The following is a 22,863-nucleotide window of genomic DNA, read 5'->3' as shown; positions in this document are numbered from 1 at the left end:
GACAACGTGAGCCCGCTTCGCTTCGCCCACCCAACGGCGCGTGACGGCGCCACGCGCCTCACCACCAAGCCTGCGGCGTGAAATGGCCGGCGTCCTGCTCGATGACGCCGGCGAGGGAGAACAGCGTCTCCTCGTCGAACGGGCGGCCGATGAGCTGGAGGCCGAGCGGCAGGCCCTGCGCGTCGAGGCCGGCCGGCACGGCGATGCCGGGCAGGCCCGCCATGTTCACGGTCACGGTGAAGATGTCGTTCAGATACATCTCGACCGGGTCGCCCGAGACCTTCTCGCCGATGCCGAAGGCCGCCGACGGCGTCGCCGGCGTCAGGATCGCCGACACCCCTTGCGCGAAGCAGTCCTCGAAATCCTTCTTGATGAGGGTGCGGACCTGCTGGGCGCGCCGGTAATAGGCGTCGTAGTAGCCGGCGGAGAGGACGTAGGTGCCGATCATGATGCGGCGCCGCACCTCCGGGCCGAAGCCGGCCGCGCGGGTCTTCTCGTACATGTCGACGATGTCGCGTCCCGGCACGCGCACGCCGTAGCGCACGCCGTCGTAGCGGGCGAGGTTCGACGAGGCCTCGGCCGGCGCCACGATGTAATAAGCGGGCAGCGCGTATTTGGTGTGCGGCAGCGACACCTCGACGATTTCGGCCCCGGCCGCCTTCAGCCAGTCGGCGCCCGTGCGCCACAGCGCCTCGATCTCGTCCGGCATGCCGGCGACCCGGTACTCCTTCGGGATGCCGATCTTCATGCCCTTCACCGAGCGGCCGACGGCCGCCTCGTAGTCGGGCACCGGGAGATCGACCGAGGTGGTGTCCTTCGGATCGTGCCCCGCCATCGAGCGCAGCAGGACGGCGCTGTCCTTCACGGTGCGGGCGAACGGACCGGCCTGGTCGAGCGACGAGGCGAAGGCGACGATGCCCCAGCGCGAGCAGCGCCCGTAGGTCGGCTTCACGCCGACGATGCCGGCGAAGGCCGCCGGCTGGCGGATCGAGCCGCCCGTGTCGGTGCCGGTGGCGCCGAGGCAGAGGCTCGCCGCCACGGCCGAGGCGGAGCCGCCCGACGAGCCGCCGGGCACGATCTTGGCGTCGGAGCCGGTGCGCCGCCACGGCGAGATCACCGGCCCGAAATGCGAGGTCTCGTTCGACGAGCCCATGGCGAACTCGTCGTTGTTGAGCTTCCCCAGCATCACGGCGCCGTCGCGCCACAGATGCGACGTCACGGTCGACTCGTAGACCGGCACGAAGTTTTCCAGGATCGCCGCGCAGGCCGTGGTACGCACGTCCTTCGTCGCGAACATGTCCTTGATGCCGAGCGGCAGGCCCTCGAGCGGCCCGGCCTCGCCCTTGGCGAGCCGCTCGTCGGACGCCTTCGCCATGGCAAGCGCCTTGTCGGGCGTCTCCAGGACATAGGCGTTGAGCACGCGGGCCTTCTCGATCGCGTCGAGATGCGCCTTGGTCAGCTCGACCGCGGAGAGCTCGCGGCGCTTGAGCGCGTCACGGGCTTCCGTGAGCGAGAGGGTGTTGGGGTGCGACGACGTCATCCCGCTCACTCCACCACCTTGGGAACCAGGAAGAAGTGGTCCTGGGTCTCCGGCGCGTTCCTGACCACGAGATCGGGGATCTCGCCGTCGGTGACCACGTCCTCGCGCTTCTTCATCACCATGGGAGTGACCGAGGTCATCGGCTCGACGCCTTCGACGTCCACCTCGGAGAGCTGCTCGACGAAGGCCAGGATGGCGTTGAGCTCGCCCTGGAGGTGCTCGACCTCGGCGTCCTCGACGGCGATGCGGGCGAGATGGGCGATGCGACGGACCGTCGCGGCGTCGACCGACATGGAAGCTCCTCGGCAGCCGGAAGCGGTCGTGCGCCCTGAGTCGCGCCCCGCCCGGATTTTCCGAGGTTCTAGCAGACGGTATCGCGGCGGCAACCCGGCCATGCCGGGGCTCTCGGGCCGGGGCGGATCAGGGCGGGAACTTACCGTCCCGGCGCGCCGTTGAGGTAACGAGAGCGGGATGCCCCGCTCGCCGCCGTACCCGCGGCGTCATCGCGCGCCGGGCGCCACCCGGCCGAGACCGCAACCTTCGCACGAACGGGAGCCCCGATGGCCACCTTGATCAGCGTCCTCATCACCTTCGTGGTCATCCTTCTGATCCTCTACCTGATCGGCATGCTGCCGATCGACGGCCGGGCGAAGCAGATCGCCCGGATCGTCGTCATCGTCATCGGCGTCCTGTCGCTGCTGCGCTATCTGGCGATGTTCTGATCGCTCTCCCGGTCGCTCTTCAGGGCGCTCGATCGCGCTCCGCCTCGGCGGCGCGGTCGGTGCGACGCCGGCGCCACGACATGCGGTTCCCTAGCGGCTCTCCAGGGAGCCGACGACCGTCGGCACGATGACGTGCAGGACGAGATCGGCGGTCAGATGCGCGAGCATGGCCGCCACCAATCCGCGCCGCCAGTAGAGCCAGCCGAAGACCACGCCCCCCATGGCATTGAGGCAGACCGTGCGGACGACCACGATCGCGGAGAGTGAACCCGATTGCGCCAGCGCCGGCAGATGACCGATGCCGAAGAGCAGCGCCGAGACGAGAATGGCCGATCGTGCGACCGGTGCCGAACGTGGGGAGCGCCCGAACAGACGGCCGACCGCCCACGCGACCAGCGTCATGACAAATAGTCTCGACAGAATCTCCTCGGTTATCCCGCCGTAAAGGGATGCGAGAAGCCCTTGCCATACGGCCGGCACCGCGACGCCGGGAAGCCCGGTGTACGACGAGAAATGAACGAACGAGGCTTCCGCCACGACGATCGCGCCGGCAACGCCGACCCCGAGGAGGATGGAGAGCCGCGCATAAGGCCGGGTGGGAATCAGTTCGTAGCCGGCCGGCCCGAGAAGCCTGAGGCCGACGAACGTCGCGATCGCCAACGAGACGGCGCTCTGGGCGAGCGACATCGAAGCCAGCCACAGAGGGGACATGGGCGCGTGCTCGGACACCTTGCCGTGCAGCGTGAACGCATAGGGAATGACGGCGGCAGCCCCCACGAGCCCCGCCAGCCAGACGACGAAGAACGCCCTTGCCGAAACTCCGTAGACGGTCTTTTCCGCTTGCATCGTCGCATCCCTGCCGGCGGTGATCGTCTCTCGGTCGATCTGTCGGCTTTCGAAGCCCGTCGTCCCGACCGCCGACGTCGGACGGACAAGGCGGTCCATGCGAGCGGGGCGGAGCCTTGCCGTATTCGCGCCACCGGCGCAGCGCAGATCGACGGCATGGCGAAATCACCACGCGACCGGACCCCGACAGACCTGCTCGGCGTCGAGCTGATGGCCGAGAAAGCCTCGGCGCTCGGCCGGCTCGGGCGCGGGCTGGAGCAGGCGCTGGCGGCGTTACGGGCGCACGACGCGGCGCTCGGTGGCGCAGGCGACGCGCGGCCGAGCCGGGCCGTGCTGGTCGACACCGCCGCCCATGCTTTGTGGATGCTGATGGTGCAGCGCGAAGCCTGCGGCCTGCGCGACCCGCACGCCCTGGTCAGAGACTACGCGGTACCGCCCGAGGTGCAATCTCGCGCCGGCGCCGTGTTGTCGCCACCCGTGCCGGTCCGCCGATCGCGGCGCGGGCCGTTCTGAACGCCCGCGCACTCGCTCGATGAAGACGGGATCAATAGCAGTACTGGCGCTGGACGCGCTGATAGCCGCCCGGCACCGCCTGGTAGCAGCGCCCTTCGTACCAGTAGAAGCCGCCGCGGCGCTGCTCGGCCTGGGCGCCGATGATGGCGCCCGCCGCGCCTCCGATGAGCCCCCCCGCGATGGCGCCGCCGGCCCGGCCGGTCGCCGCGCCGCCGATGATGGCGCCGGCCGCGCCGCCCAGGAGGCCTCCGGTGAGCGCGTCCTGCGCGGCCGCCGGGCCGGACGGCGCGATCGTGAGCGCGACGAGAGCAGCGGCACCGAGGGTCTTGAGCATCACCATTCCTCCTGAGGGTTCCCGTGCTCCGTGGTCTACGGATCTTTGTGGCTTTTTTGGAATCGGCGGGGCGGAACCGCGGCGGTCGGCACCGGGCCGACCTCAGGCGGCCGCGACCACGTCGGCGATGAAGCGCGGCAACGCGAAGGCGGCGCGCTGCACCTCGGGCGTCCAGTAGCGCGTCGCGAACCGCCCGGCCGCGATCCAGCGCCGCTCGAGCTCCGCGGGCGCGGTCTGCCGCAAGGCCGGATCGTCGGTGGCGAAGCCCATCGCCATGTGGCCGCCCACATAGGTCGGGATCGCAGCGATGTAGCAGCTCCCGTCCGCGAACAGGCTGCGGAAGTGGCCGATCGAGGCTTTCAGCTCGTCGGGCTGGAAGAACGGCACGCCGTTTTGGGTCACCAACACGGCGCCCGGCGTCATCACGCGCTTGCAGCCGGCGTAGAATTCGCGCGTGAACAGCACGGCGCCCGGCCCCTGCGGGTCGGTCGAATCGACGATGACGACGTCGAACCGCTCCTCGCTGGTGGCGACGAAGTCCATGCCGTCGGCGATGACGAGACGGAACCGCGGATCGGCGAGCACCGGACCGGTGAACTCGGGAAAGTGCGTTTTCGCGAACTCGACCACCGAGGCGTCGATCTCGACCTGCACCAGCCGCTCGACGCCCTTGTGCTTGAGCACTTCCTCGGCGATGCCGCAGTCGCCGCCGCCGACGATCAGCACCCGCGTCGCCCGGCCGTGCGCCAAGATCGGCACGTGACTCATCATCTCGTGGTAGACGAACTCGTCCCGCGTGGTGACCTGGGTCGCCCCGTCGAGCATCAGCATCTTGCCGAAGGTCTTGTGCTCGAACAGCACGAGATCCTGGTGCGCGGTGCGCTCCTCGAACAGCACCCGCTCGGCCGCATAGGTCATGCGGAAGCCGAGGTCGTCGAACAGGGTCTCGGGGATCCAGGGCTTGTCGGACATGTCGAATGACTCCGCGGCCGCCGCGGCACGGACGGCCTCTCCGTCGTCATGCCCGGCCTCGTGCCGGGCATCCACGTCTCTGCGCCGCGGCACGGCGTGGATGGCCGGGACGAGCCCGGCCATGACGGCTCAGTGCTAGATCCGCGGGCTCCGTGGCTACACGCCCTGCCCGCGCAAGAGCTCGCTCACCGCGACGCGCTTGGCCGCGAAGGCCTCGCGCAGGATCGGCACGCAGGCCTCGGGCGCCGCCTCGCCGCACATGAACACGTCGAGCGCGGCGTAGCCGGCCTCCGGCCAGGTGTGGATCGAGATATGGCTCTCGGCCAGCACGGCGACGCCCGACACGCCGTTCGGCTGGAAGGCGTGCAGATGGATGTGCAGGAGCGTCGCCCCGGCGGCGTCGATGCAGCGCCGCAGCGTGCGCTCGATGTGCTCGATCTCGTCGAGCCGCTCGCCGTCGTAGATGTCGATGATCAGGTGGGCGCCGGCACAACGCACGCCGTGGCGCACGACGAAATGGTCGAGCCGCGCGTCGTTGCCCCGATCCTCGTCGGCCGCCGGAGCGGTCGGGATCTCGTGCTGGGCGACGTCGCGGACCGCGCCTGGACGCTCCAGGCCCGTCCCCGATCGCAAGAGGGCGCTGTGACGCATGTCGTCCTCCCGGGTTCGACGGTGATGATGGGGAATGCTGCCCGCGGACGCCGCAACGGCACCGGGCACGTGACTGCGAACAAACGAAAGCCGCCGATCGGTCGCTCGGACCAAGGTCAGCGGCATGGCGGTGACATAAGCACCCCGCCCGCGGGGATCAAGGGATTTTTCGGCAGGGCGGGGTGGCGGCCGTGCGCCGCCAGGTGATGGCGACATGAACACGCAGTGACGACACGCCCATCTCCACTTCACCTCTCCCCTGCGGGGAGAGGTCGGTTCGCCGACAAGGCGAACCGGGTGAGGGGGTACCGAGGCCAGCCAACCGGCTCCGTAAACCCTCACCCCGGCCGCGAGCGGCGCTCGCGACCGACCCTCTCCCTCAGGGAGAGGGCAAGACAGCGCCTCACTTCTGCGGCAGGTTGAGGCGGATGTGCAGCTCGCGGAGCTGCTTGGGCGTCACCTCGGAGGGCGCCCCCATCAGAAGATCCTCGGCGCGCTGGTTCATCGGGAAGAGGACGACCTCGCGCAGGTTCTCCTCCCCCGCCAACAGCATGACGATACGGTCGACGCCCGGCGCGATGCCGCCGTGCGGGGGCGCGCCGAGGGAGAGCGCGCGCAGCATGCCGCCGAACTTTTGCTCCAGCACGTCCTCGCCGTAGCCGGCGATCGCGAACGCCTTCTTCATCACGTCCGGCCGGTGGTTCCGGATGGCGCCCGACGACAATTCGATGCCGTTGCAGACGATGTCGTACTGGATCGCCTTCATGCCGAGGATCTTCTCGCTGTCGCCCGGCTCGAGCGCCAGGAACTCGTCCACGGGCATGTTCGGCATCGAGAACGGGTTGTGGGAGAAGTCGATCTTCTTCTCCTCCTCGTTCCACTCGTACATCGGGAAGTCGACGATCCAGCAGAGCGCGAACTGGTCCTTGTCGACGAGCCCCAGATCCTCGCCGGCCTTGGTGCGGGCGAGGCCGGCGAACTTGACGAAGTCCTTCGGCTTGCCGGCGACGAAGAACACGGCGTCGCCGACCTTCAGGCCGAGCTGGTCGCGGATCGCGGTGGTGCGCTCGGGCCCGATGTTCTTGGCGAGCGGACCGGCGCCGCCCTCCTCGTTCTCGCGCCAGAAGATGTAGCCGAGGCCGGGCTGGCCCTCGCCCTTGGCCCAGTCGTTCATGCGGTCGCAGAAGGCGCGGTTGCCGCCGGTCGGCGCGGGAATCGCCCACACCTGGGCGGCAGGATCGTTCGCCAGGATGTTGGCGAACACCTTGAAGCCCGACCCGCGAAAATGCTCGGAGACGTCGGCCATCTCGATCGGGTTGCGCAGATCCGGCTTGTCGGAGCCGTACTTCGTCATCGCCTCGGCGAACGGGATCAGCGGGAACTTCGGGGTGACGCGCTTGCCGTTGCCGAACTCCTCGAACACGCCGCGCAGAACCGGCTCGACGGCGTCGAACACGTCCTGCTGGGTGACGAAGCTCATCTCGAGATCGAGCTGGTAGAACTCGCCGGGCGAGCGGTCGGCGCGCGCGTCCTCGTCACGGAAGCAGGGCGCGATCTGGAAGTAGCGATCGAAGCCCGACACCATGATGAGCTGCTTGAACTGCTGCGGCGCCTGCGGCAGCGCGTAGAACTTGCCGGGATGGATGCGCGACGGAACGAGAAAGTCGCGCGCGCCCTCGGGGCTCGACGCCGTGAGGATCGGCGTCTGGAACTCGAAGAAGCCCTGCTCCTTCATGCGCCGGCGCAAACTGTCGATGATCTGCCCGCGCAGCATGATGTTCTTGTGGAGCCGTTCGCGGCGCAGATCGAGGAAGCGATAGCGGAGCCTTATGTCCTCCGGATACTCCTGATCGCCAAACACCGGCATGGGCAGCTCGGCGGCGGGGCCGAGCACCTCGATCTCGCGTGCATAGACCTCGACCTGCCCGGTCGGCAGGTCCGGGTTCTCGGTGCCGGCCGGGCGGTTGCGCACCAGCCCGTCGACCCGGATCACCCATTCGGAGCGCACCTTCTCGGCCGTGGCGAAGCCCGGCGAGTCGGGATCGACCACCACCTGGGTGAGGCCGTAATGGTCGCGCAGGTCGATGAACAGCACGCCGCCGTGGTCGCGAATGCGGTGACACCAGCCCGACAGGCGGGCCGTGGCGCCGACGTCGCCGGCGCGCAGCGCGCCGCAGGTGTGAGTCCGATAGCGATGCATGGCGGTCCATCGAGGCATACGGCCGGCGCGAGGCGCTCGGCCCGGTGAATTCGGGGCGCACAAGCGCACGCGTCGCGCGGGCTTGTCAAGCCGCGGGGACGGCCCGCCCGCCCTCCGAAACCGGCCCTCCGGCGACGCCGTTCGCGCCCCGCGACAGCCTCGCCGGCTTCGGCTATACGGCCGCCATCCCCGGGACGCGAGCATCGAGGCGACCATGGACCTTTCGACCACGGCCGACGCGGCCGTCGCGGCGCTGCTGGCGCACGGCATCGACACGCTCTATGCGGTGCCCGGCGTGCACAACGACCCGTTGTTCGACGCGCTGTTCCGCAACGCCGAGCGCATTCGCACCGTGCATGCGCGTCACGAGCAGGCGGCCGCCTACATGGCGCTGGGCGCCGCGCTCGCGACCGGCCGGCCGCAGACCTTCGCCGTGGTGCCGGGACCGGGCCTCCTCAACGCCGGCGCCGCGATCCTCACCGCCTACTCGATGAACGCGCCGGTGCTCGGGCTGATCGGCCAGATCCCCGAGGCCGAGATCGGCCTTTGCCGCGGGCATCTGCACGAGATTCGCGACCAGAGCGGCATCGTCGCCCGCCTCGCCGACCACACGGCCCGCATCCGCGCGCCCGAGGAGGCCGCGCCCTTCGTCGCCGCCGCGATCCGGGCGATGGCGACCGGGCGGCCAGGGCCGGCGCTGCTCGAATGCGCCATGGACGTGTGGGGCCGCCGCGCCGCCCTGCCCCCGGTGGCGCCGCCCGCGCCGCCGCCGGCGCCCGAGCTCGACGAGGACGCGCTGCGCGCGGCGGCGAAGCTGCTCGGCGCGGCCAAGAACCCGCTGATCATGGTGGGCGGCGGCGCCCACGGCGCGGCCGCGGAGGTCGCGACGCTCTCCGCCATGCTGCAGGCGCCGGTGGGGTCCGGCTTTCGGCGCGGCCGCGGCATCCTCACCAGCCGCGATCCGCTCAGCGTCACGCACCCGCTCGCCCACGACTTGTGGGCCGAGGCCGACGTGGTGCTGGCGGTCGGCACCCGGCTGTTCTTCCCGGTCCGCGACTGGGGCGTCGACGACGACCTGAAGATCGTCCACGTCAACGCCGAGGCGGCCGAGACCACCCGCCACACCGACCCGGCCGTGGCGCTCGTCGGCGACGCGGCGGCGATCCTGCGCCGGCTGATCGACCTCGTGCCGGGCCACAACCGCGCCCGGGCGTCACGCCGCGCCGAGATGGAGGAGCACCAGGCGAAGCTGCGCGAAAAGCTCTCGGTGCTGCAGCCGCAGCTCGCCTTCCTGGAGGCGATCCGCGCGGCGCTGCCGGACGACGGCATCTTCGTCGACGAGGTGACCCAGATCGGCTTCGCGGCCCGGCTCGCCATGCCGGTCTACACGCCGCGCACGTTTCTCTCGCCGGGCTACCAGGACAACCTCGGCTGGGGTTTTGCGACCGCGCTCGGCGCCGCCGACGCCTGCCGCGACCGGGCCGTGCTGTCGATCAACGGCGACGGCGGCTTCATGTACACGGCGAACGAGCTCGCGACCGCGATGCGGCACCGGATCCCGCTGGTCGCCGTGGTGTTCGCCGACGGCGCCTTCGGCAATGTCCGGCGCATCCAGGAGGAGAGCTACGGCAACCGGCTGATCGCCTGCGACCTCGCCAATCCGGACTTCGTCAAGTTCGCCCAATCGTTCGGCGCCGCCGCCGAGCGGGCCCGCACGCCGGAGGAGCTGAACGCGGCACTGAAGCGCAGCTTTGCGCGGCGCGACGTCCCGACCGTGATCGAGGTTCCGGTCGGCCCGATGCCGTCGCCCTGGCCGTTCATCTTCCTGCCGAAGGTGCGCGGGCGGTAGGTCCGAACTCCGTCATTCCGGTGCGCGCCGAAGGCGCGAACCCGGAATCCAGCGGCAAGCACCGAACACTCGGCTGGATTCCGGGTTCGGCGCTGTGCGCCGCCTCGGAATGACCAGCAAATCGATCCGCCGAGGAGATTCGGACGAGAGGCGAGAACGCCTACTCGGCCGGCGGGTGGTTGGTGGTGCGGCGGCGCTTCTTGCGGGCGGCGGCGCCCGGGACGGCCGGGCCGGCCAGAGCCTCGCGCACCTTCCGGGCGAGATCGGCCTTGCGGTACGGCTTGTTCAAGAGCGTCACGTCGGGATCGAGCCGGCCGTGGTGGACGATCGCGTCCTCGGCATAGCCGGACGTGTAGAGCACCTTCACGTCCGGCCGCCGACGCAAGACCTCGGCGGCGAGCTCGCGGCCGTTCATGCCGCCCGGCATGATCACGTCGGTGAACAGGAGCGCGAACTCCTTGCCCTCGTCGAGCAGCTTCAGCGCCTCCGGCCCGCTGCGCGCCGCGAAGGCCGTGTAGCCGAGATCCTCCAGCAGCGTGATCACGTTACGGCGGACGAGATCGTCGTCCTCGACCACCAGGATCGTCTCGTCGCCGCCCGTCATGGTGTCGACTGCGGGCGCATCCTCGTCGCCCTCCTCGCTCTCGACGATGCGCGGCAGATAGAGCTTGATCGAGGTGCCCTGCCCCTCCTCGCTGTAGAGCTTCACGTGACCGCCCGACTGGCGGATGAAGCCGTAGACCATGCTCAGGCCCAGCCCGGTGCCGCGGCCGACGTCCTTGGTGGTGAAGAACGGCTCGAACACCTTGTCGCGGATCGCCTTGGGGATGCCGGAGCCGGTGTCGGAGACGGCGATCATCACGAAGTCGCCGGGCCGCGCGTCCGGATTGGTCTCGGCATAGGTCTCGTCGAGCGTCACGTTGGCGGTCTCGATGGTGAGCTTGCCGCCGTCCGGCATGGCGTCGCGCGAGTTCACCGCCAGGTTGATCACCGCGGTGGAGAGCTGCGAGGCATCGACCATGGCGGGCCACAACCCGTCGGCGAGCGAGGTCGCGAGCTCGATGTGCTCGCCGAGCGTCGGTCGCAACAGACGCGCCGTGTCGGACATCAGGCCGTTGATGTCGGTCGGTCGCGGATCGAGCGGCTGCCGGCGCGCGAAGGCGAGGAGCTGGCGGGTGAGATCGGCGCCGCGCCGCGCCGCCTGGTCGATGATCCGCGCGATGGTGGCGAGATGCGGCCGGTCGGCGACGCCCTTGGCGAGGATTTCGATCGTGCAGGTGATGGCGGTGAGGATGTTGTTGAAGTCGTGCGCGACGCCGCCGGTCAGCTGGCCGATGGCGTCCATCTTCTGGCCCTGGCGGAGCTGCCGCTCGATGTGCTTCGACTTCGACAGGTCGTGATAGAGCAGCACGGCGCCGCGCACCGCCCCGTCGCCGTCCAGGATCGGCCGCGCCGTCAGCGACAGCGCGAGATCGCGCCCGGTCGCCACCTCGCGCAGCACCAGCTCGGTGGCGTCGATCGGCTCGCCGCGCAGCACCCGGCGCAGCGGCCGCTCGTCGTGCGGCACCTCGGTCGTGCCGTCCGGCTGGAAGATCGCGTAAGAGCGCTCCCAGTCGTCGAGCGACTGCGACCCGTCGATGCCGAGCAGCGTCTTGCAGGCCGGGTTGAGGTGCAGGAAGTTGCGGTTCTCGTCGGTGACCAGGAAGGCGTCCGGAATCGACGCGATGGTCTTCTCGAACAGCTCGGCGCTGCGCTGCGCCGCGACCGTCTTCTCGAACAGCTCGGAGACGTCACGATAGACGATGACGGCGGCCTCGTGCCGCCCGGCGTCGTTGCGGATCGAGCGGCCGCTCGCCACGATGTGGAGTTCCCGCTCGCCGGTGGTGCGCCGGCAGATCATCTCGAGGTCGTCGAAGCTCTCGCCCCGGCGGGCGCGCGAGATCGGCGTCTCCTCGGCCGGATACGGCGTCGTGCCGTCGGGCCGGAAGCGGCGATAGACCGTCTGCCAGGCCGGCGAGCCGATGTCGTCACGATCGCCGAACATCGCCCGGCACGCCTTGTTGGCGAACAGCGTGCGCCCGTCCGCGTCGATCATCAGGACGGCTTCCGCCATCGTGTCGATCATGGTGCGCAGGAGGTCGCCGTAGCGGCGCGCCTCGGCCTCGCTCTCCCGGCGGGCCCGCTCGGCGAGCTGCCGGTCGGTGATGTCGAGCGCGGTGGCGATCCGGTAGCGCACGCTGCCGTCGGCGTTGCGCACGCTGGTGATGTCGAGCTGCACCGGCAGCGTCGCGCCGTCGCGGTGCAGAAAGACCGTGTCGAAGATCACCCGGCCGGTGCGGTCGCCCTCGGCCAGCAGGGCGGCGATGCGGGCGCGCTCCTCGTCCGGATAGCCGTCGAGCACGTGCGACCCGCAGACCTCGGCGACGTCGAGCCCCACCATCGCGGCGCGCGCCTTGTTGGCGAAGGCGATCGTGTTGGTCGACGCATCCGTCACCGTGATGCCGAAGGCGGCGTTCTCGAACGTGTCGGCCCAGCGCCGCAGCTCGGCCTCGCGCACCATCGTGTCGGTGACGTCCTCGGTGAACAGCACGATGCCGCCGATGGCGCCCCCCGGCTCGTGCCACGGGCGGATCTCCCAGCGGATCCAGACCGGTGGACGACCCGGCACCTCGTAACGATCGGCATCGCAGCGCTCGGTGGCGCCGCCGAGGCAGCGCGCATGCGCCTCGCGCCAGCGCCGCGGGACGGTCGCGAACACGTCGTCGTGGTAACGGCCGACCAGCGCCTCGCCGGTGATGCCATGGATCTCCTGGAAACGGCGGCTCGCGGCGAGGCAGCGCATCTCGCGATCGAACATGGCGATGCCGACCGGCGCCGCCTCGAGGCAGGAGCGCAGCAGCGCGTCGCGCGCGTCGGCCGGCGCGTCGGCCGGCAGGCCATCGAGCGGGGTGGCGCCCATCGCACGCTGTGGCGGGGCGGGATGGTGTGGGCCGAAGGACTTCATCGGACTTGTATTATCGTGGACATCCGGAAAGACGCGAGCTTGTCGCCACCGGGCGCGGCTTTATCGTGTCGGACTGTATACTCTCCGCCGTGTACCATAGATCCGGCACCCGCTGCACGACCGGTATGACCCAGCGAGACTCTCTCGCCATGGCACACATCCTGGTGGTCGACGACGACGAGCTTCTCCGGGTCGTGCTCGGTCGCGCCCTGGAAGAGGCCGGACACACCGTTTCGGCGGCCGCGAGCGGACGCGCCGCGCTGGTGAGCCTCGAGGCCGCACGCTACGATCTCGTGATCTGCGACGTGTTCATGCCCGAGATGGACGGCTTCGAGACGCTGCGCGCCGTCAAGGAGCGCGCGCCCGATCTGCCCGTGGTGGCGATCTCGGCGGAACGGCGGTCGTGGCCCGGCGTGCCGTCGCCGGACTTCCTGGAGATGGCGGTCGCGCTCGGCGCCACGGCCGGGTTGCGCAAGCCCTTGGACCTCAAGGCGCTCAAGGCGCTGGTCGCGCGCTGCCTCCGCTCCGGCGAGACGACCGCACCGGATCCGCCCGAGGCGAGCTGAGGCGACCGCGCCGCGAATGCCTCGCAGTCGCGGCCACGGCCCGGAAAAGACCGTACTTCCAAATACTTCCAGGCGATGCTAGCGGTTCCGGCGAACCCCGATTTCCACGCCGGACACATCGCCGAGGATCCCATGCGCGAGACGATCGAACGATACGGGCTGGTCGCGACCGCCTCGACCGGCCTCGTCGTCGGCCTCGCGGCGTGGGCGGCCGGCGCGCCCGGCGTCGCCCACTGGTCGTGGTTCGCCGGGACGCTGCCCGTGGTGATCGCGCTGGCGGTCTCGATCGTGCGGGCGCTCGCCGCCGGCCGCATGGGCGTCGACGCGGTCGCCTTCGTGTCGATGAGCGCCGCGCTCGTCTTCGGCGAGCCGCTCGCCGGCGTGGTCGTCGCCATCATGTACACGGGCGGCAACGTGCTGGAGGACATCGCGGTCGCGCGCGCCGAGCGCGATCTGCGCGCCCTGGTCGACCGGGCGCCGCGGCTCGCCCATCGCCGCGCCGGCGACGTCGTCGCGGACATCCCGATCGATTCGGTGGCGATCGGCGACGTCCTCGTGGTGCGGGCCGGCGAGGTGGTGCCGGTCGACGGCACCGTGACCGGCACGGCCGCGGCGATCGACGAATCGGCGCTCACCGGCGAGGCGCTCCCTGTGACTCGCCGGGCCGGCGAGGAGATCCGCAGCGGCACCGTCAATGTCGGCGAGACCTTCGAGATGCGCGCCCGGGCGACCGCCGGCGAGAGCACCTATGCCGGGATCGTCCGTCTCGTCACGGCGGCGCAGACCGCCAAGGCGCCGTTCATCCGCATCGCCGACCGCTACGCCCTCCTGCTCCTGCCGGCGACGCTGGCGCTCGCCGGCCTCGCCTGGGCGCTGTCCGGCGACCCGATCCGGGCGCTCGCCGTGCTGGTCGCCTCGACCCCCTGCCCGCTCATCTTGGCCGCCCCCGTCGCCTTCATCGCCGGCGTGTCGCAGGCGGCCCGCCACGGCGTGCTCGTGAAGGGTGGCGGCGCCCTGGAGGCGCTCGCCGCTACCACCACGGTGATGTTCGACAAGACCGGCACGCTGACGGTGGGCGGTGCTCGGCTGGTGGCGATCGAGACCGCGCCGGGCGAGAGCGCCGCCGAGGTGCTGCGGCTCGCAGCCTCGCTCGAGCAGGCCTCGCACCACGTCGTCGCCGGCGCCATCGTGGCCGCCGCGGCGGCCCAGGATCTCGCGCTGGCGATGCCGACCGAGGTGCGCGAGGCGATGGGCTCCGGCCTCGAAGGCCGGGTCGGCGGCCGCGCCGTCTGCGTCGGCTCGCAGGCGATGGCGTTCGGCCCCGCGCGGCTGCCCGACTGGGCGACGCGGGCGCTGCGCCGCGCCTCCTGGCGCTCGGCGCTCGCCGTCTTCGTCACCGTCGACGGCAAACCCGCCGGCGCGCTTCTGCTCGCCGACGAGCTGCGCAAGGAGACGCCGCGCGCCATCCAGCTCCTGCGCGGCGCCGGCATCCGCCGCATCATGATGGTGACGGGCGACCGCGCCGACGCGGCCGAGACGATCGGGGCGGCGCTCGACCTCGACGCCGTGCTGGCCGACCGCTCGCCCTCCGACAAGGTCGACGCGGTCGCCACCGAGCAGCGCCTCGCCCCCACCCTGATGGTCGGCGACGGCATCAACGACGCCCCGGCGCTCGCGGCCGCCGGCGTCGGCATCGCCATGGGCGCGCGTGGCGCCTCGGCCTCGTCGGAGGCGGCCGACGTGGTGATCCTGGTCGACCGGCTCGACCGCGTCGCCCAGGCCGTGACGGTGGCGCGCCGGGCCCGGCGAATCGCCGTCCAGAGCATCGTGGTCGGCATGGCGCTGTCCGCCGTCGCCATGGTGGCGGCCGCGTTCGGCTATCTGACGCCGGTCGCCGGCGCCCTCACCCAGGAGGCGATCGACGTCGCCGTGATCCTCAACGCCCTGCGGGCGCTCGGCCCCGGCCGCGGCGCCGCCCGCCGGCTGCGCACCCTGTCCTCGACGGCGGCCCAGGATCTGCGCGAGGACCACGCCCGGCTGGAGCGCAGCCTCGACGCGCTGCGCGGCATCGCCGACGCGCTCGACGACGCCGGCCCCGAGGAGGCGGTGCGGCTGGTCCGCGAGGCCGACCGGCTGGTCGCCCACGAGGTGGTGGCGCACGAGCGCGACGACGAGACCGAGGTCTACCCGTCCCTCACCCGCTATCTCGCCGACAGCCACGGTCTCTCGGCGATGAGCCGGGCACATCGCGAGATCCAGCACCTCGCCCGCCTGCTCGGCCGGCTCGCCGCCGACCTCGCCCCCGAGGACGTCGACCGCTACCTGGTGCGCGACGCCCAGCGGGTGATCGAATCGATCGAGGCCCTGGTGCGCATCCACAATGCCCAAGAAGAGGACATCTACGAGCATGCCGTCGCGGCCTGAGCCGTGCCGGCGCTCCCGTGGTGGATAACCCGCCGGGAGGACCGGGTCGGGATACCGCCGGCGAAGGAAAATCCTTGATTTTCCGACGGGTCGGCCGGTCCCGGCTCGACCTGCGCGCCGCGGCGCGCTAGGATTCGTAAAAATGGCCTTCAGCCCATGACCCTTCTGTTTCATCGCCTATTCGGCGGCCGCGGCCTCTGCGTCAGACGCAGTCCTGTCCGACGTCGTCCTGTCCGACGCAGCGCTGGCAGAAGCCGCCCCGTTCGATGCTGATCGAGGATCCGTTGCGTACGCGAACCGTCCGGGCCGTCGGCGAGCCCGTCGATCTTCCGGCCCTGGAGCCGATCACCACCACCGAGGCGCTCGCCGCCGTCTGCGACCGCATGGCGACGCACCCGTTCGTGACGGTCGACACCGAGTTCCTGCGCGAGAGCACCTACTACCCGCTGCTGTGCGTCGCCCAGATGGCGAGCCGCGACGAGGCCGTGGTGATCGACACGCTCGCCGAGGGCATCGACCTCTCCCCGTTCTGGGCCCTCATGGCCGACGACAAGGTTCTCAAGGTCTTCCACGCCGCCCGCCAGGACATCGAGATCGTCTGGCACATGGCGTCGCTGATCCCGACTCCGATCTTCGACACCCAGGTCGCCGCCATGGTGCTGGGCTACGGCGACGCGATCTCCTACGACCAGCTCGTGCAGCGCATCACCGGCGACAATCTCGACAAGTCGCACCGCTTCACCGACTGGTCGCGCCGGCCGCTGACGCCCGCCCAGACCTACTACGCCGTGTCGGACGTCACCCATCTGCGCGACGTCTATCTGGCGCTGTCGGACGATCTCGCCAAGCGCGGCCGCACCAACTGGGTCGACGAGGAGATGGAGATCCTCACCTCGCCGTCGACCTACCGGTCCGATCCGGAGACCGCATGGGAACGGCTGAAGAGCCGGGTGCGAAAACCCAAGGAGCTCGCCGTCCTGATCGAGGTCGCGGCGTGGCGCGAGCGCGAGGCGCAGGCCCGCGACGTGCCGCGCGGCCGCGTGCTCAAGGACGACGTCATCGGCGAGATCGCCCTGCAGGCGCCGACGACGGCCGAGCGGCTCGCCTCGCTGCGCTCGCTGCCCAAGGGCTTCGAGCGCTCGCGCTGGGGCCAGGACATTCTCGAAGCGATCAAGGCCGGCGTCGCGCGCGATCCCAAGACACTGCCGCCGATCGAGCGCCACCGGCCGATGGCGAACGGCAGCGCCACGGTGGAACTCCTGAAGGTGCTGTTGCGCATGACGGCCGAGCGCCACGGCGTCGCCGCCAAGGTGATCGCGACGGTGGACGATCTCGAGCACATCGCGGCCGACGACGAGGCCGACGTGCGGGCGCTCAAGGGCTGGCGGCGCGAGTTGTTCGGCGAGAAGGCGCTCGCGCTCAAGCACGGCCGCCTGTCGCTCGCGGTCGAGCGTGGCCGGGTGGTGGCGATCGAGCGCGAGTGAAGCCGGCTGCGCCGGGCGACCCATCCTCTCCGACGAGCCGACGACCTTGTGCGCATGGCGCAAGTGCGGTGAATCTCGTGCGCAACCGCCCAGCTTTCGTCAGCATCGTGAAGGCGATCCGCTTAGTCGGTTGGAGCTAGGCGACGACATCCGGTCATCGCCGACGGTCACAAATCGTTCAACATCGACCGATCGTCCCCGGAAATGCTTCCGACCTGCCGGAATCCCTCGAACTGCTTCAACGTTTAGTAAGATTGGACCGGCATCGTCGTCGCCACTTTGTATGCAAGCCCCAAGGAGCCGAGATGCGTTCGCTGTTCTTCCGGAAGTCGCCTGCCGCGACCCTGGCCGCCCTCGACCGGTCCCAGGCCGTCATCGAGTTCCAGATGGACGGCACCATCGTCACGGCGAACAAGAACTTCCTCGACGCGATGGGCTATTCGCTCGACGAGATCCGCGGCAAGCATCACCGCATGTTCGTCGATCCGCAGCATGCCGAAAGCCCGGCCTATCGGGAGTTCTGGGACAAGCTCAATCGCGGCGAGTTCGAGCGGGCGCAGTTCAAGCGGCTCGGCAAGGGCGGCAAGGAGGTGTGGATCGAGGCCTCCTACAATCCGGTGCTGAACGCCCGCGGCAAGCCGTTCAAGGTGGTGAAGTTCGCCACCGACATCACGGCGCAGAAGCTCGCCAACGCCGATCTGCTCGGCAAGGTAAACGCGATCGGCCGCTCGCAGGCCGTGATCGAGTTCGACCTCGACGGCACCATCATCACGGCGAACGAGAACTTCCTCGCCGTGCTCGGCTACACGCTCGCCGAGATCCAGGGCAAAAAGCACAGCATGTTCGTCGCCCCCGCCGAGCGGGAGAGCCCCGACTACAAGCGGTTCTGGGAGGCGCTCAACCGCGGCGAGTTCCAGGCCCGCCAGTATCGCCGCATCGGCAAGGGCGGCAAGGAGGTCTGGATCGAGGCCTCCTACAACCCGATCTTCGACATGAACGGCCGCGTCTACAAGGTGGTGAAGTTCGCCACCGACCTGTCGAAGCGCAAGGCCGAGAACGCCGCGCTCGCCGACACGTTCGAGCAGACCGTCAAGTCCCTGGTCGGCACCGTCGCCGCCTCGGCCGGCGAGATGCAGCACGAGGCGCAGTCGCTCGCCGCCGCGGCCGAGCAGACCACCAACCAGTCGACCACCATGGCGGTGGCGTCGGAGGAGCTCTCCGCCTCGGCCGGCGAAATCGCGCGCCAGCTCACCGAGGCGACCCGGATGATCGACTTCGCCGTGGCCGAGGCGCAGAAGTCCGACAAGCTGGTGACCGAGCTGGTCCAGGCCGCCGACAAGGTCGGCGAGGTGACCAAGATGATCGCCCAGATCGCCGCGCAGACCAACCTGCTGGCGCTCAACGCGACCATCGAGGCGGCGCGCGCCGGCGAGGCCGGCAAGGGCTTCAGCGTCGTCGCCTCCGAGGTGAAGACACTGGCCAGCCAGACCGGCAAGGCGACCGAGGAGATCGAGAACCAGATCCGCGGCATCCAGGACTCGACCAAGACCACGGCGGCGACCATCCAGGAGTTCGCCCGGGTGATTTCGCGCATCAGCGAGGTGAACACCTCGATCTCCGGCGCGGTCGAGGAGCAGTCGGCCGCGACCCGCGAGGTGTCGGCCAACATCTCGGGAGTCAAGCAGGCGGCCGAGGAGACCGGCCGCTCGTCGACGCACGTTCTTGGCGGCTCGCGGTCGCTGCAGGAGCGCGCCGGCGAACTCGCCACGCGGGTCGACGACTTCCTGGTGCGCGTGCGGGCGATGTGAGGACCGACGCGCGGAAGGCGCGCGTGGCGTCGCCGCGTGCAGCCTAGACGATCAGCGCCTCACGGCCGATCAGGCGGGCGAGCTGGCGCAGGCGGTTGGCGACGCGCTCGCCGCCGAGCGCCGCATAAGCCTCGCCGAGCACGAGCTGGAGCTGGCCGCGGCGCACCACCAGGGGCACCGCGGGCAGCAGGTTCGGCATCGCCGCGGACAGGAGATAGCCGACCCGCATGGCGCCGCCGAGAATGCGGGCGCGGTCGATCATGCGCGTGGTGACGAGCTCGCGCACCGTCGACGGCAACTCGCCCTCGAACAGGCCGACATGGCGGAAGTAGACGGCGAGCGCCACGAAGTTCCGGCCCGGATGGTCGACGCCGAGCAGATTGGCGTGCGAGATGACGTCGAGCGACTGCTGGCCGCGATAGTCGGGATGCGCCCGCCAGGCGATGTCGCCGAGCAGGCAGGCGACGTGACGCAGCCGCTTCTCGTCGGCCGTCTCCTCGATGCCGGTCGAGGCCATGAAGCGGTCCGTCCAGTCGATCAGCTCGAGCCCGTGCGCGGGCGAGCGCGACCGCAGCACGTTGAGCTCCATGGCGGCGGCGATCAACGGGTCGCGCTTGCGCTCGCGCTCCGGCAGCGCCGAGAACAACAGGCCCTCGCGCACGCCGGCCGCCGAGACGACGATCTCGCGCGGCTTGGCGGCCCGGATGATGTGCTCCAGCACCACGGCGGCGTAGCCGAGCAGCGGCCGGCGGAACTCGTTGACCGACTCGATCTGCGACAGCGTGTCGGCGTTGACGCGCCGCACCAGCCGGGCGAACTCCAGCGCCTCGCGGGCCGGGATCACGTAGTTCTGCATCACGTGCAGCGGATAGCCGGTCTGGCGCATGTGCAGGCGGGTGAGCGCGCGCCAGGTGCCGCCGACCGCGTAGAAGGCGCGCCCCTGCCCGGCCTTGAGGAACTTCACGCCACGCAGCGCGTCGGCGACGATCTTGTCGGCCTTCTTGAGCGAGCGGGCCGAGAGATCCTGCAGGGCGAGACCACCGAGGGGCAGCGAGGCGCCGCCGGAGAGCCGGGTGCCCTTCACGTCGACGAGCTCCAGCGAGCCGCCGCCGAGATCGCCGACGATGCCGTCCGGCTGATGGATTCCGGAGACGACGCCGAGCGCCGAGAGCGTCGCCTCGCGCTTGCCCGAGAGCACGTCGATCTCGACGCCGCAGATCGCCTTCGCCTCGCGGACGAACTGCGGACCGTTTTTCGCCTCGCGGCAGGCGGCCGTGGCGATCACCCACAGCCGCTCGACGCCCATCACGTCGCACAGCATGCGGAAGCGCTGCAGCGCGGCCAGCGCGCGCGCCACCGCGTCGGGCGCCAGGAGACCGGTCGTGAGCACCTCGCGGCCGAGCCCGGCCAGCACCTTCTCGTTGAAGATCGGCGTCGGGTTGCGGCAGAGGCCTTCGTAGGCGACGAGACGAATCGAGTTGGAGCCGATGTCGATGACGGCGACGGGCGGCCCGACGTCGAGCCGGCCCTGGGGAACGGCGGGCGCCGCCTTGGTGCGCTTAAGCACGGTCTCCCCGCCGGGTGAAGCTGCGCGGCGAGGAGTCCTTCACGGACTTGCCGCGGCCAGACAGACTCGGATTTGTCATAAAATATTTATGTGCGTTGAAGGGCTCTTCGCCGGTCGCCGCCTTGATACGCGTCGAGCTGCCGTCCGGCAAGAGCGTCCAGCTCTGCTCGTTGTCCTTCAGGTTGGCCATCATGATCTGATCGAGCACCTGCTCGTGCACGGTGGCATTGAGAATCGGGCACAGCACCTCGACGCGACGGTCGAGATTGCGCGGCATCATGTCGGCCGACGAGATGTAGACATGCGCCTTCGGGTTCGGCAGCGCCGCGCCGTTGCCGAAGCAGTAGATGCGGCCGTGCTCGAGGAAGCGGCCGATGATCGACTTCACCTTGATGTTGTCGGAGAGGCCTTCGATGCCGGGCCGCAGACAGCAGATGCCGCGCACCACGAGGTCGATCTTCACGCCGGCCTGCGACGCCTCGTAGAGCGCGTCGATGATACCCGGATCGACCAGCGAGTTCATCTTCATCCAGATGGCGGCCGGCTTGCCGGCGCGGGCGTTCTCGGTTTCCTCGCCGATGTGGCGCAGCATGCGCTCGCGCAGATCGAGCGGCGACACGGCGAGACGTTCGAGCCCGGCCGGCTCGGCGTAGCCGGTGATGAAGTTGAACACCCGGGCGACGTCGCGAGCGACCGCCGGGTCGGCCGTGAAGTACGAGAGGTCCGTGTAGATGCGCGCGGTCTGGGGATGATAGTTGCCGGTGCCGGTGTGCACGTAGGACACCGGCTGGCCGTTCTCGCGACGGATCACCAGCGACAGCTTGGCGTGGGTCTTCAGCTCGATGAAGCCGTACACCACCTGGGCGCCGGCGCGTTCGAGGTCGCGCGCCCAGCGGATGTTCGCCTCCTCGTCGAAGCGTGCCTTCAGCTCGACCACGGCGGTCACCGACTTTCCGGCCTCCGCCGCCTCGGCGAGCGCCCGGACGATCGGTGAGTCCTTCGAGGTGCGGTAGAGGGTCTGCTTGATCGCCACGACGTCGGGATCGCGCGCCGCCTGCTCGAGGAACTGCACGACGACGTCGAACGACTCGTAGGGGTGGTGGACGATCAGATCCTTCTGCCGGATCGCCGCGAAGCAGTCGCCGGCGTGGTCGCGGATGCGCTCGGGAAAGCGCGGATTGTAGGGCACGAATTCGAGGTCGGGTCGGTCGAGCGAGGTGAGCTGCGACCACTCCGACAGCGCGAGCACGCCGTCGATGCGGAACACCTCGTCGTCGGCGACGGCCAGCGCGCGCTGGACGAAGCGCTGCAGCTCGGGCGGCATCGCGGCGTCGAGCTCGAGCCGGATCACCGAGCCGCGGCGCCGACGCTTCAGCGCCGTCTCGTAGAGGAGGACCAGATCCTCGGCCTCCTCCTCGATCTCCACCTCGGAGTCGCGCAGCACCCGGAAGCCCGCCTGCCCCTTGAGCGCATAGCCCGGGAACAGCCGCGGGATGAACAGCGCGATGGCGTGCTCCAGGGTGATCAGCCGGATCGCGCCCTCCTCGCCACCGGACAGGCGAATGAAGCGCTCGATCTTCGGCGGCACGCGGATCAGCGCGTTCATGGCCCGCCCGTCGCGGCTGCGCGACAGCTGCAGCGCGAGCGAGAAGCCGAAATTCGGGATGAACGGGAACGGATGCGCCGGGTCGATGGCGAGCGGCGTGAGCACCGGGAAGATGTGGGTGAGGAAGTGATCCTCCAGCCAGGCCCGTTCACCCTTGTGGAGGTCCGCGGCCTCGACGAACACGATCCTCTGGGCGGCGAGCTCGGTCTTCAGCGCCCGCCACAACCGTTGCTGCTCCTCGCCGAGCGCCTGGACGCTCTCGTTGATCCGCGCGAGCTGCTCGCTGGGCGTCAGCCCGTCCGGGCTCTTGGTGGCGATGCCCTCGCGCACCTGGCCCTTGAGGCCGGCGACCCGGACCATGAAGAACTCGTCCAGATTGTTGGCCGAGATCGACAGGAAGCGCACCCGCTCCAGCAGCGGATGGTTGGGATTGGCCGACTCCTCCAGCACGCGGCGGTTGAACTGGAGCCAGGAGAGCTCGCGATTGATGTAGCGGGTCGGGTCGTGCGGCCGCTTGCGCTTCGTCGGCTTCGGCGCGACCGGCGCGATTCCCGACACGGCGGCTGCGGCGATCGTCGGATCGATGTCTTGCTGGTCGACCATGCTGTCCTGGACCATCCCGTGTTGGACCATCCTGTGTTGGACCATCCCGTCCCGGCCGCGCTCTCGAACGCGCTCGACCGGCCGTCGAGCGGCATCCGACTCTCCCGACCCGAGTCTCGACTATGGGCGTGCGCGGCCGGCAAGGCCAGCCCGGCCCGTGGTGGCATCCGGTAG

17 protein-coding genes are annotated in these 22,863 nt (G+C 70.1%); 7 read left to right on the top strand and 10 right to left on the bottom strand.

The window, feature by feature from the left end; genetic code table 11:
* Positions 1-58: 58 nt before the first annotated feature.
* Both gatA and gatC read right to left on the bottom strand, forming a co-directional pair.
* Positions 59-1,540 carry an Asp-tRNA(Asn)/Glu-tRNA(Gln) amidotransferase subunit GatA gene (gene gatA, locus ACFSOX_RS02170; protein ID WP_378476146.1) on the bottom strand — a complete coding sequence of 494 codons (1,482 nt, stop codon included), beginning with the start codon at positions 1,538-1,540 and terminating at the stop codon, positions 59-61.
* 5 nt (positions 1,541-1,545) lie between these two features.
* Complete coding sequence (gene gatC, locus ACFSOX_RS02165; protein ID WP_378476145.1) at positions 1,546-1,833, bottom strand: Asp-tRNA(Asn)/Glu-tRNA(Gln) amidotransferase subunit GatC; 288 nt, start codon at positions 1,831-1,833, stop codon at positions 1,546-1,548.
* 267 nt (positions 1,834-2,100) lie between these two features.
* Between gatC and ACFSOX_RS02160 the strand changes: the two genes are divergently transcribed.
* Entirely contained in the window at positions 2,101-2,262 is a 162-nt protein-coding gene (locus ACFSOX_RS02160; RefSeq protein ID WP_378476144.1) for a Thivi_2564 family membrane protein, read from the top strand.
* Positions 2,263-2,352: 90 nt separating this feature from the next.
* Here ACFSOX_RS02160 and ACFSOX_RS02155 read toward each other — a convergent pair whose 3' ends face one another.
* Entirely contained in the window at positions 2,353-3,207 is an 855-nt protein-coding gene (locus ACFSOX_RS02155; protein ID WP_378476143.1) for a CPBP family intramembrane glutamic endopeptidase, read from the bottom strand.
* A 57-nt stretch (positions 3,208-3,264) separates the two neighbouring features.
* Between ACFSOX_RS02155 and ACFSOX_RS02150 the strand changes: the two genes are divergently transcribed.
* Positions 3,265-3,621 (top strand): DUF6665 family protein, encoded by a 357-nt coding sequence (locus ACFSOX_RS02150; protein ID WP_378476142.1) that lies wholly within the window; start codon positions 3,265-3,267, stop codon positions 3,619-3,621.
* Positions 3,622-3,652: 31 nt separating this feature from the next.
* On the opposite strand, the gene ACFSOX_RS02145 is transcribed toward ACFSOX_RS02150, so the two are convergent.
* The 4 genes from ACFSOX_RS02145 to aspS form a co-directional block, all read right to left on the bottom strand.
* Positions 3,653-3,955 (bottom strand): glycine zipper domain-containing protein, encoded by a 303-nt coding sequence (locus ACFSOX_RS02145; RefSeq protein WP_378476141.1) that lies wholly within the window; start codon positions 3,953-3,955, stop codon positions 3,653-3,655.
* Positions 3,956-4,057: 102 nt separating this feature from the next.
* Entirely contained in the window at positions 4,058-4,927 is an 870-nt protein-coding gene (gene speE / locus ACFSOX_RS02140; protein WP_378476140.1) for a polyamine aminopropyltransferase, read from the bottom strand.
* A 156-nt stretch (positions 4,928-5,083) separates the two neighbouring features.
* Complete coding sequence (gene speD / locus ACFSOX_RS02135; RefSeq protein ID WP_378476139.1) at positions 5,084-5,578, bottom strand: adenosylmethionine decarboxylase; 495 nt, start codon at positions 5,576-5,578, stop codon at positions 5,084-5,086.
* A 403-nt stretch (positions 5,579-5,981) separates the two neighbouring features.
* The gene (gene aspS / locus ACFSOX_RS02130; RefSeq protein WP_378476138.1) at positions 5,982-7,778 is read right to left on the bottom strand and encodes an aspartate--tRNA ligase; all 1,797 of its coding nucleotides are present in this window, start codon (positions 7,776-7,778) and stop codon (positions 5,982-5,984) included.
* 214 nt (positions 7,779-7,992) lie between these two features.
* Here aspS and ACFSOX_RS02125 point away from each other — a divergent pair, with 214 nt between their 5' ends.
* Positions 7,993-9,627 carry a thiamine pyrophosphate-dependent enzyme gene (locus ACFSOX_RS02125; RefSeq protein WP_378476137.1) on the top strand — a complete coding sequence of 545 codons (1,635 nt, stop codon included), beginning with the start codon at positions 7,993-7,995 and terminating at the stop codon, positions 9,625-9,627.
* A 160-nt stretch (positions 9,628-9,787) separates the two neighbouring features.
* On the opposite strand, the gene ACFSOX_RS02120 is transcribed toward ACFSOX_RS02125, so the two are convergent.
* Positions 9,788-12,631: a PAS domain-containing hybrid sensor histidine kinase/response regulator gene (locus tag ACFSOX_RS02120; RefSeq protein ID WP_378476136.1), complete on the bottom strand. Its 2,844-nt coding sequence runs from the start codon at positions 12,629-12,631 to the stop codon at positions 9,788-9,790.
* A 149-nt stretch (positions 12,632-12,780) separates the two neighbouring features.
* Between ACFSOX_RS02120 and ACFSOX_RS02115 the strand changes: the two genes are divergently transcribed.
* The 4 genes from ACFSOX_RS02115 to ACFSOX_RS02100 all read left to right on the top strand — a co-directional run bounded on the left by ACFSOX_RS02115 (position 12,781) and on the right by ACFSOX_RS02100 (position 18,913).
* Positions 12,781-13,197, top strand: a complete 417-nt coding sequence (locus tag ACFSOX_RS02115; RefSeq protein WP_378476135.1) for a response regulator — start codon at positions 12,781-12,783, stop codon at positions 13,195-13,197.
* Positions 13,198-13,329: 132 nt separating this feature from the next.
* Positions 13,330-15,621: a heavy metal translocating P-type ATPase gene (locus tag ACFSOX_RS02110; RefSeq protein WP_378476134.1), complete on the top strand. Its 2,292-nt coding sequence runs from the start codon at positions 13,330-13,332 to the stop codon at positions 15,619-15,621.
* A 335-nt stretch (positions 15,622-15,956) separates the two neighbouring features.
* On the top strand, positions 15,957-17,105 hold the full coding sequence (rnd, locus tag ACFSOX_RS02105) for a ribonuclease D (protein ID WP_378476421.1): 1,149 nt from the start codon (positions 15,957-15,959) through the stop codon (positions 17,103-17,105).
* Positions 17,106-17,410: 305 nt separating this feature from the next.
* On the top strand, positions 17,411-18,913 hold the full coding sequence (locus ACFSOX_RS02100) for a methyl-accepting chemotaxis protein (protein WP_378476133.1): 1,503 nt from the start codon (positions 17,411-17,413) through the stop codon (positions 18,911-18,913).
* Between the two features lie 43 nt (positions 18,914-18,956).
* On the opposite strand, the gene ppx is transcribed toward ACFSOX_RS02100, so the two are convergent.
* Positions 18,957-20,480, bottom strand: coding sequence for an exopolyphosphatase (gene ppx / locus ACFSOX_RS02095; RefSeq protein WP_378476132.1), 1,524 nt, complete (start codon positions 20,478-20,480; stop codon positions 18,957-18,959).
* Complete coding sequence (locus ACFSOX_RS02090) at positions 20,473-22,704, bottom strand: RNA degradosome polyphosphate kinase (protein WP_378476131.1); 2,232 nt, start codon at positions 22,702-22,704, stop codon at positions 20,473-20,475. The genes ppx and ACFSOX_RS02090 overlap by 8 nt, the downstream gene beginning before the upstream one ends.
* Positions 22,705-22,863 lie beyond the last annotated feature (159 nt).

The organism is Rhodoplanes azumiensis (assembly GCF_042682915.1).
Taxonomy (GTDB): domain Bacteria; phylum Pseudomonadota; class Alphaproteobacteria; order Rhizobiales; family Xanthobacteraceae; genus Rhodoplanes; species Rhodoplanes azumiensis.
Note: the sequence above shows the minus strand (reverse complement) of the source record. Positions and strands in the feature narration are given on the sequence as shown.

What these genes read in the sequence shown, in the direction of transcription:
- gatA (WP_378476146.1), bottom strand. Translation starts at nt 1,540, where the DNA reads ATGACGTCGTCGCACCCCAACACCCTCTCGCTCACGGAAGCCCGTGAC.
- gatC (WP_378476145.1), bottom strand. Translation starts at nt 1,833, where the DNA reads ATGTCGGTCGACGCCGCGACGGTCCGTCGCATCGCCCATCTCGCCCGC.
- ACFSOX_RS02160 (WP_378476144.1), top strand. Translation starts at nt 2,101, where the DNA reads ATGGCCACCTTGATCAGCGTCCTCATCACCTTCGTGGTCATCCTTCTG.
- ACFSOX_RS02155 (WP_378476143.1), bottom strand. Translation starts at nt 3,207, where the DNA reads ATGGACCGCCTTGTCCGTCCGACGTCGGCGGTCGGGACGACGGGCTTC.
- ACFSOX_RS02150 (WP_378476142.1), top strand. Translation starts at nt 3,265, where the DNA reads ATGGCGAAATCACCACGCGACCGGACCCCGACAGACCTGCTCGGCGTC.
- ACFSOX_RS02145 (WP_378476141.1), bottom strand. Translation starts at nt 3,955, where the DNA reads ATGCTCAAGACCCTCGGTGCCGCTGCTCTCGTCGCGCTCACGATCGCG.
- speE (WP_378476140.1), bottom strand. Translation starts at nt 4,927, where the DNA reads ATGTCCGACAAGCCCTGGATCCCCGAGACCCTGTTCGACGACCTCGGC.
- speD (WP_378476139.1), bottom strand. Translation starts at nt 5,578, where the DNA reads ATGCGTCACAGCGCCCTCTTGCGATCGGGGACGGGCCTGGAGCGTCCA.
- aspS (WP_378476138.1), bottom strand. Translation starts at nt 7,778, where the DNA reads ATGCATCGCTATCGGACTCACACCTGCGGCGCGCTGCGCGCCGGCGAC.
- ACFSOX_RS02125 (WP_378476137.1), top strand. Translation starts at nt 7,993, where the DNA reads ATGGACCTTTCGACCACGGCCGACGCGGCCGTCGCGGCGCTGCTGGCG.
- ACFSOX_RS02120 (WP_378476136.1), bottom strand. Translation starts at nt 12,631, where the DNA reads ATGAAGTCCTTCGGCCCACACCATCCCGCCCCGCCACAGCGTGCGATG.
- ACFSOX_RS02115 (WP_378476135.1), top strand. Translation starts at nt 12,781, where the DNA reads ATGGCACACATCCTGGTGGTCGACGACGACGAGCTTCTCCGGGTCGTG.
- ACFSOX_RS02110 (WP_378476134.1), top strand. Translation starts at nt 13,330, where the DNA reads ATGCGCGAGACGATCGAACGATACGGGCTGGTCGCGACCGCCTCGACC.
- ACFSOX_RS02100 (WP_378476133.1), top strand. Translation starts at nt 17,411, where the DNA reads ATGCGTTCGCTGTTCTTCCGGAAGTCGCCTGCCGCGACCCTGGCCGCC.
- ACFSOX_RS02090 (WP_378476131.1), bottom strand. Translation starts at nt 22,704, where the DNA reads ATGGTCCAGGACAGCATGGTCGACCAGCAAGACATCGATCCGACGATC.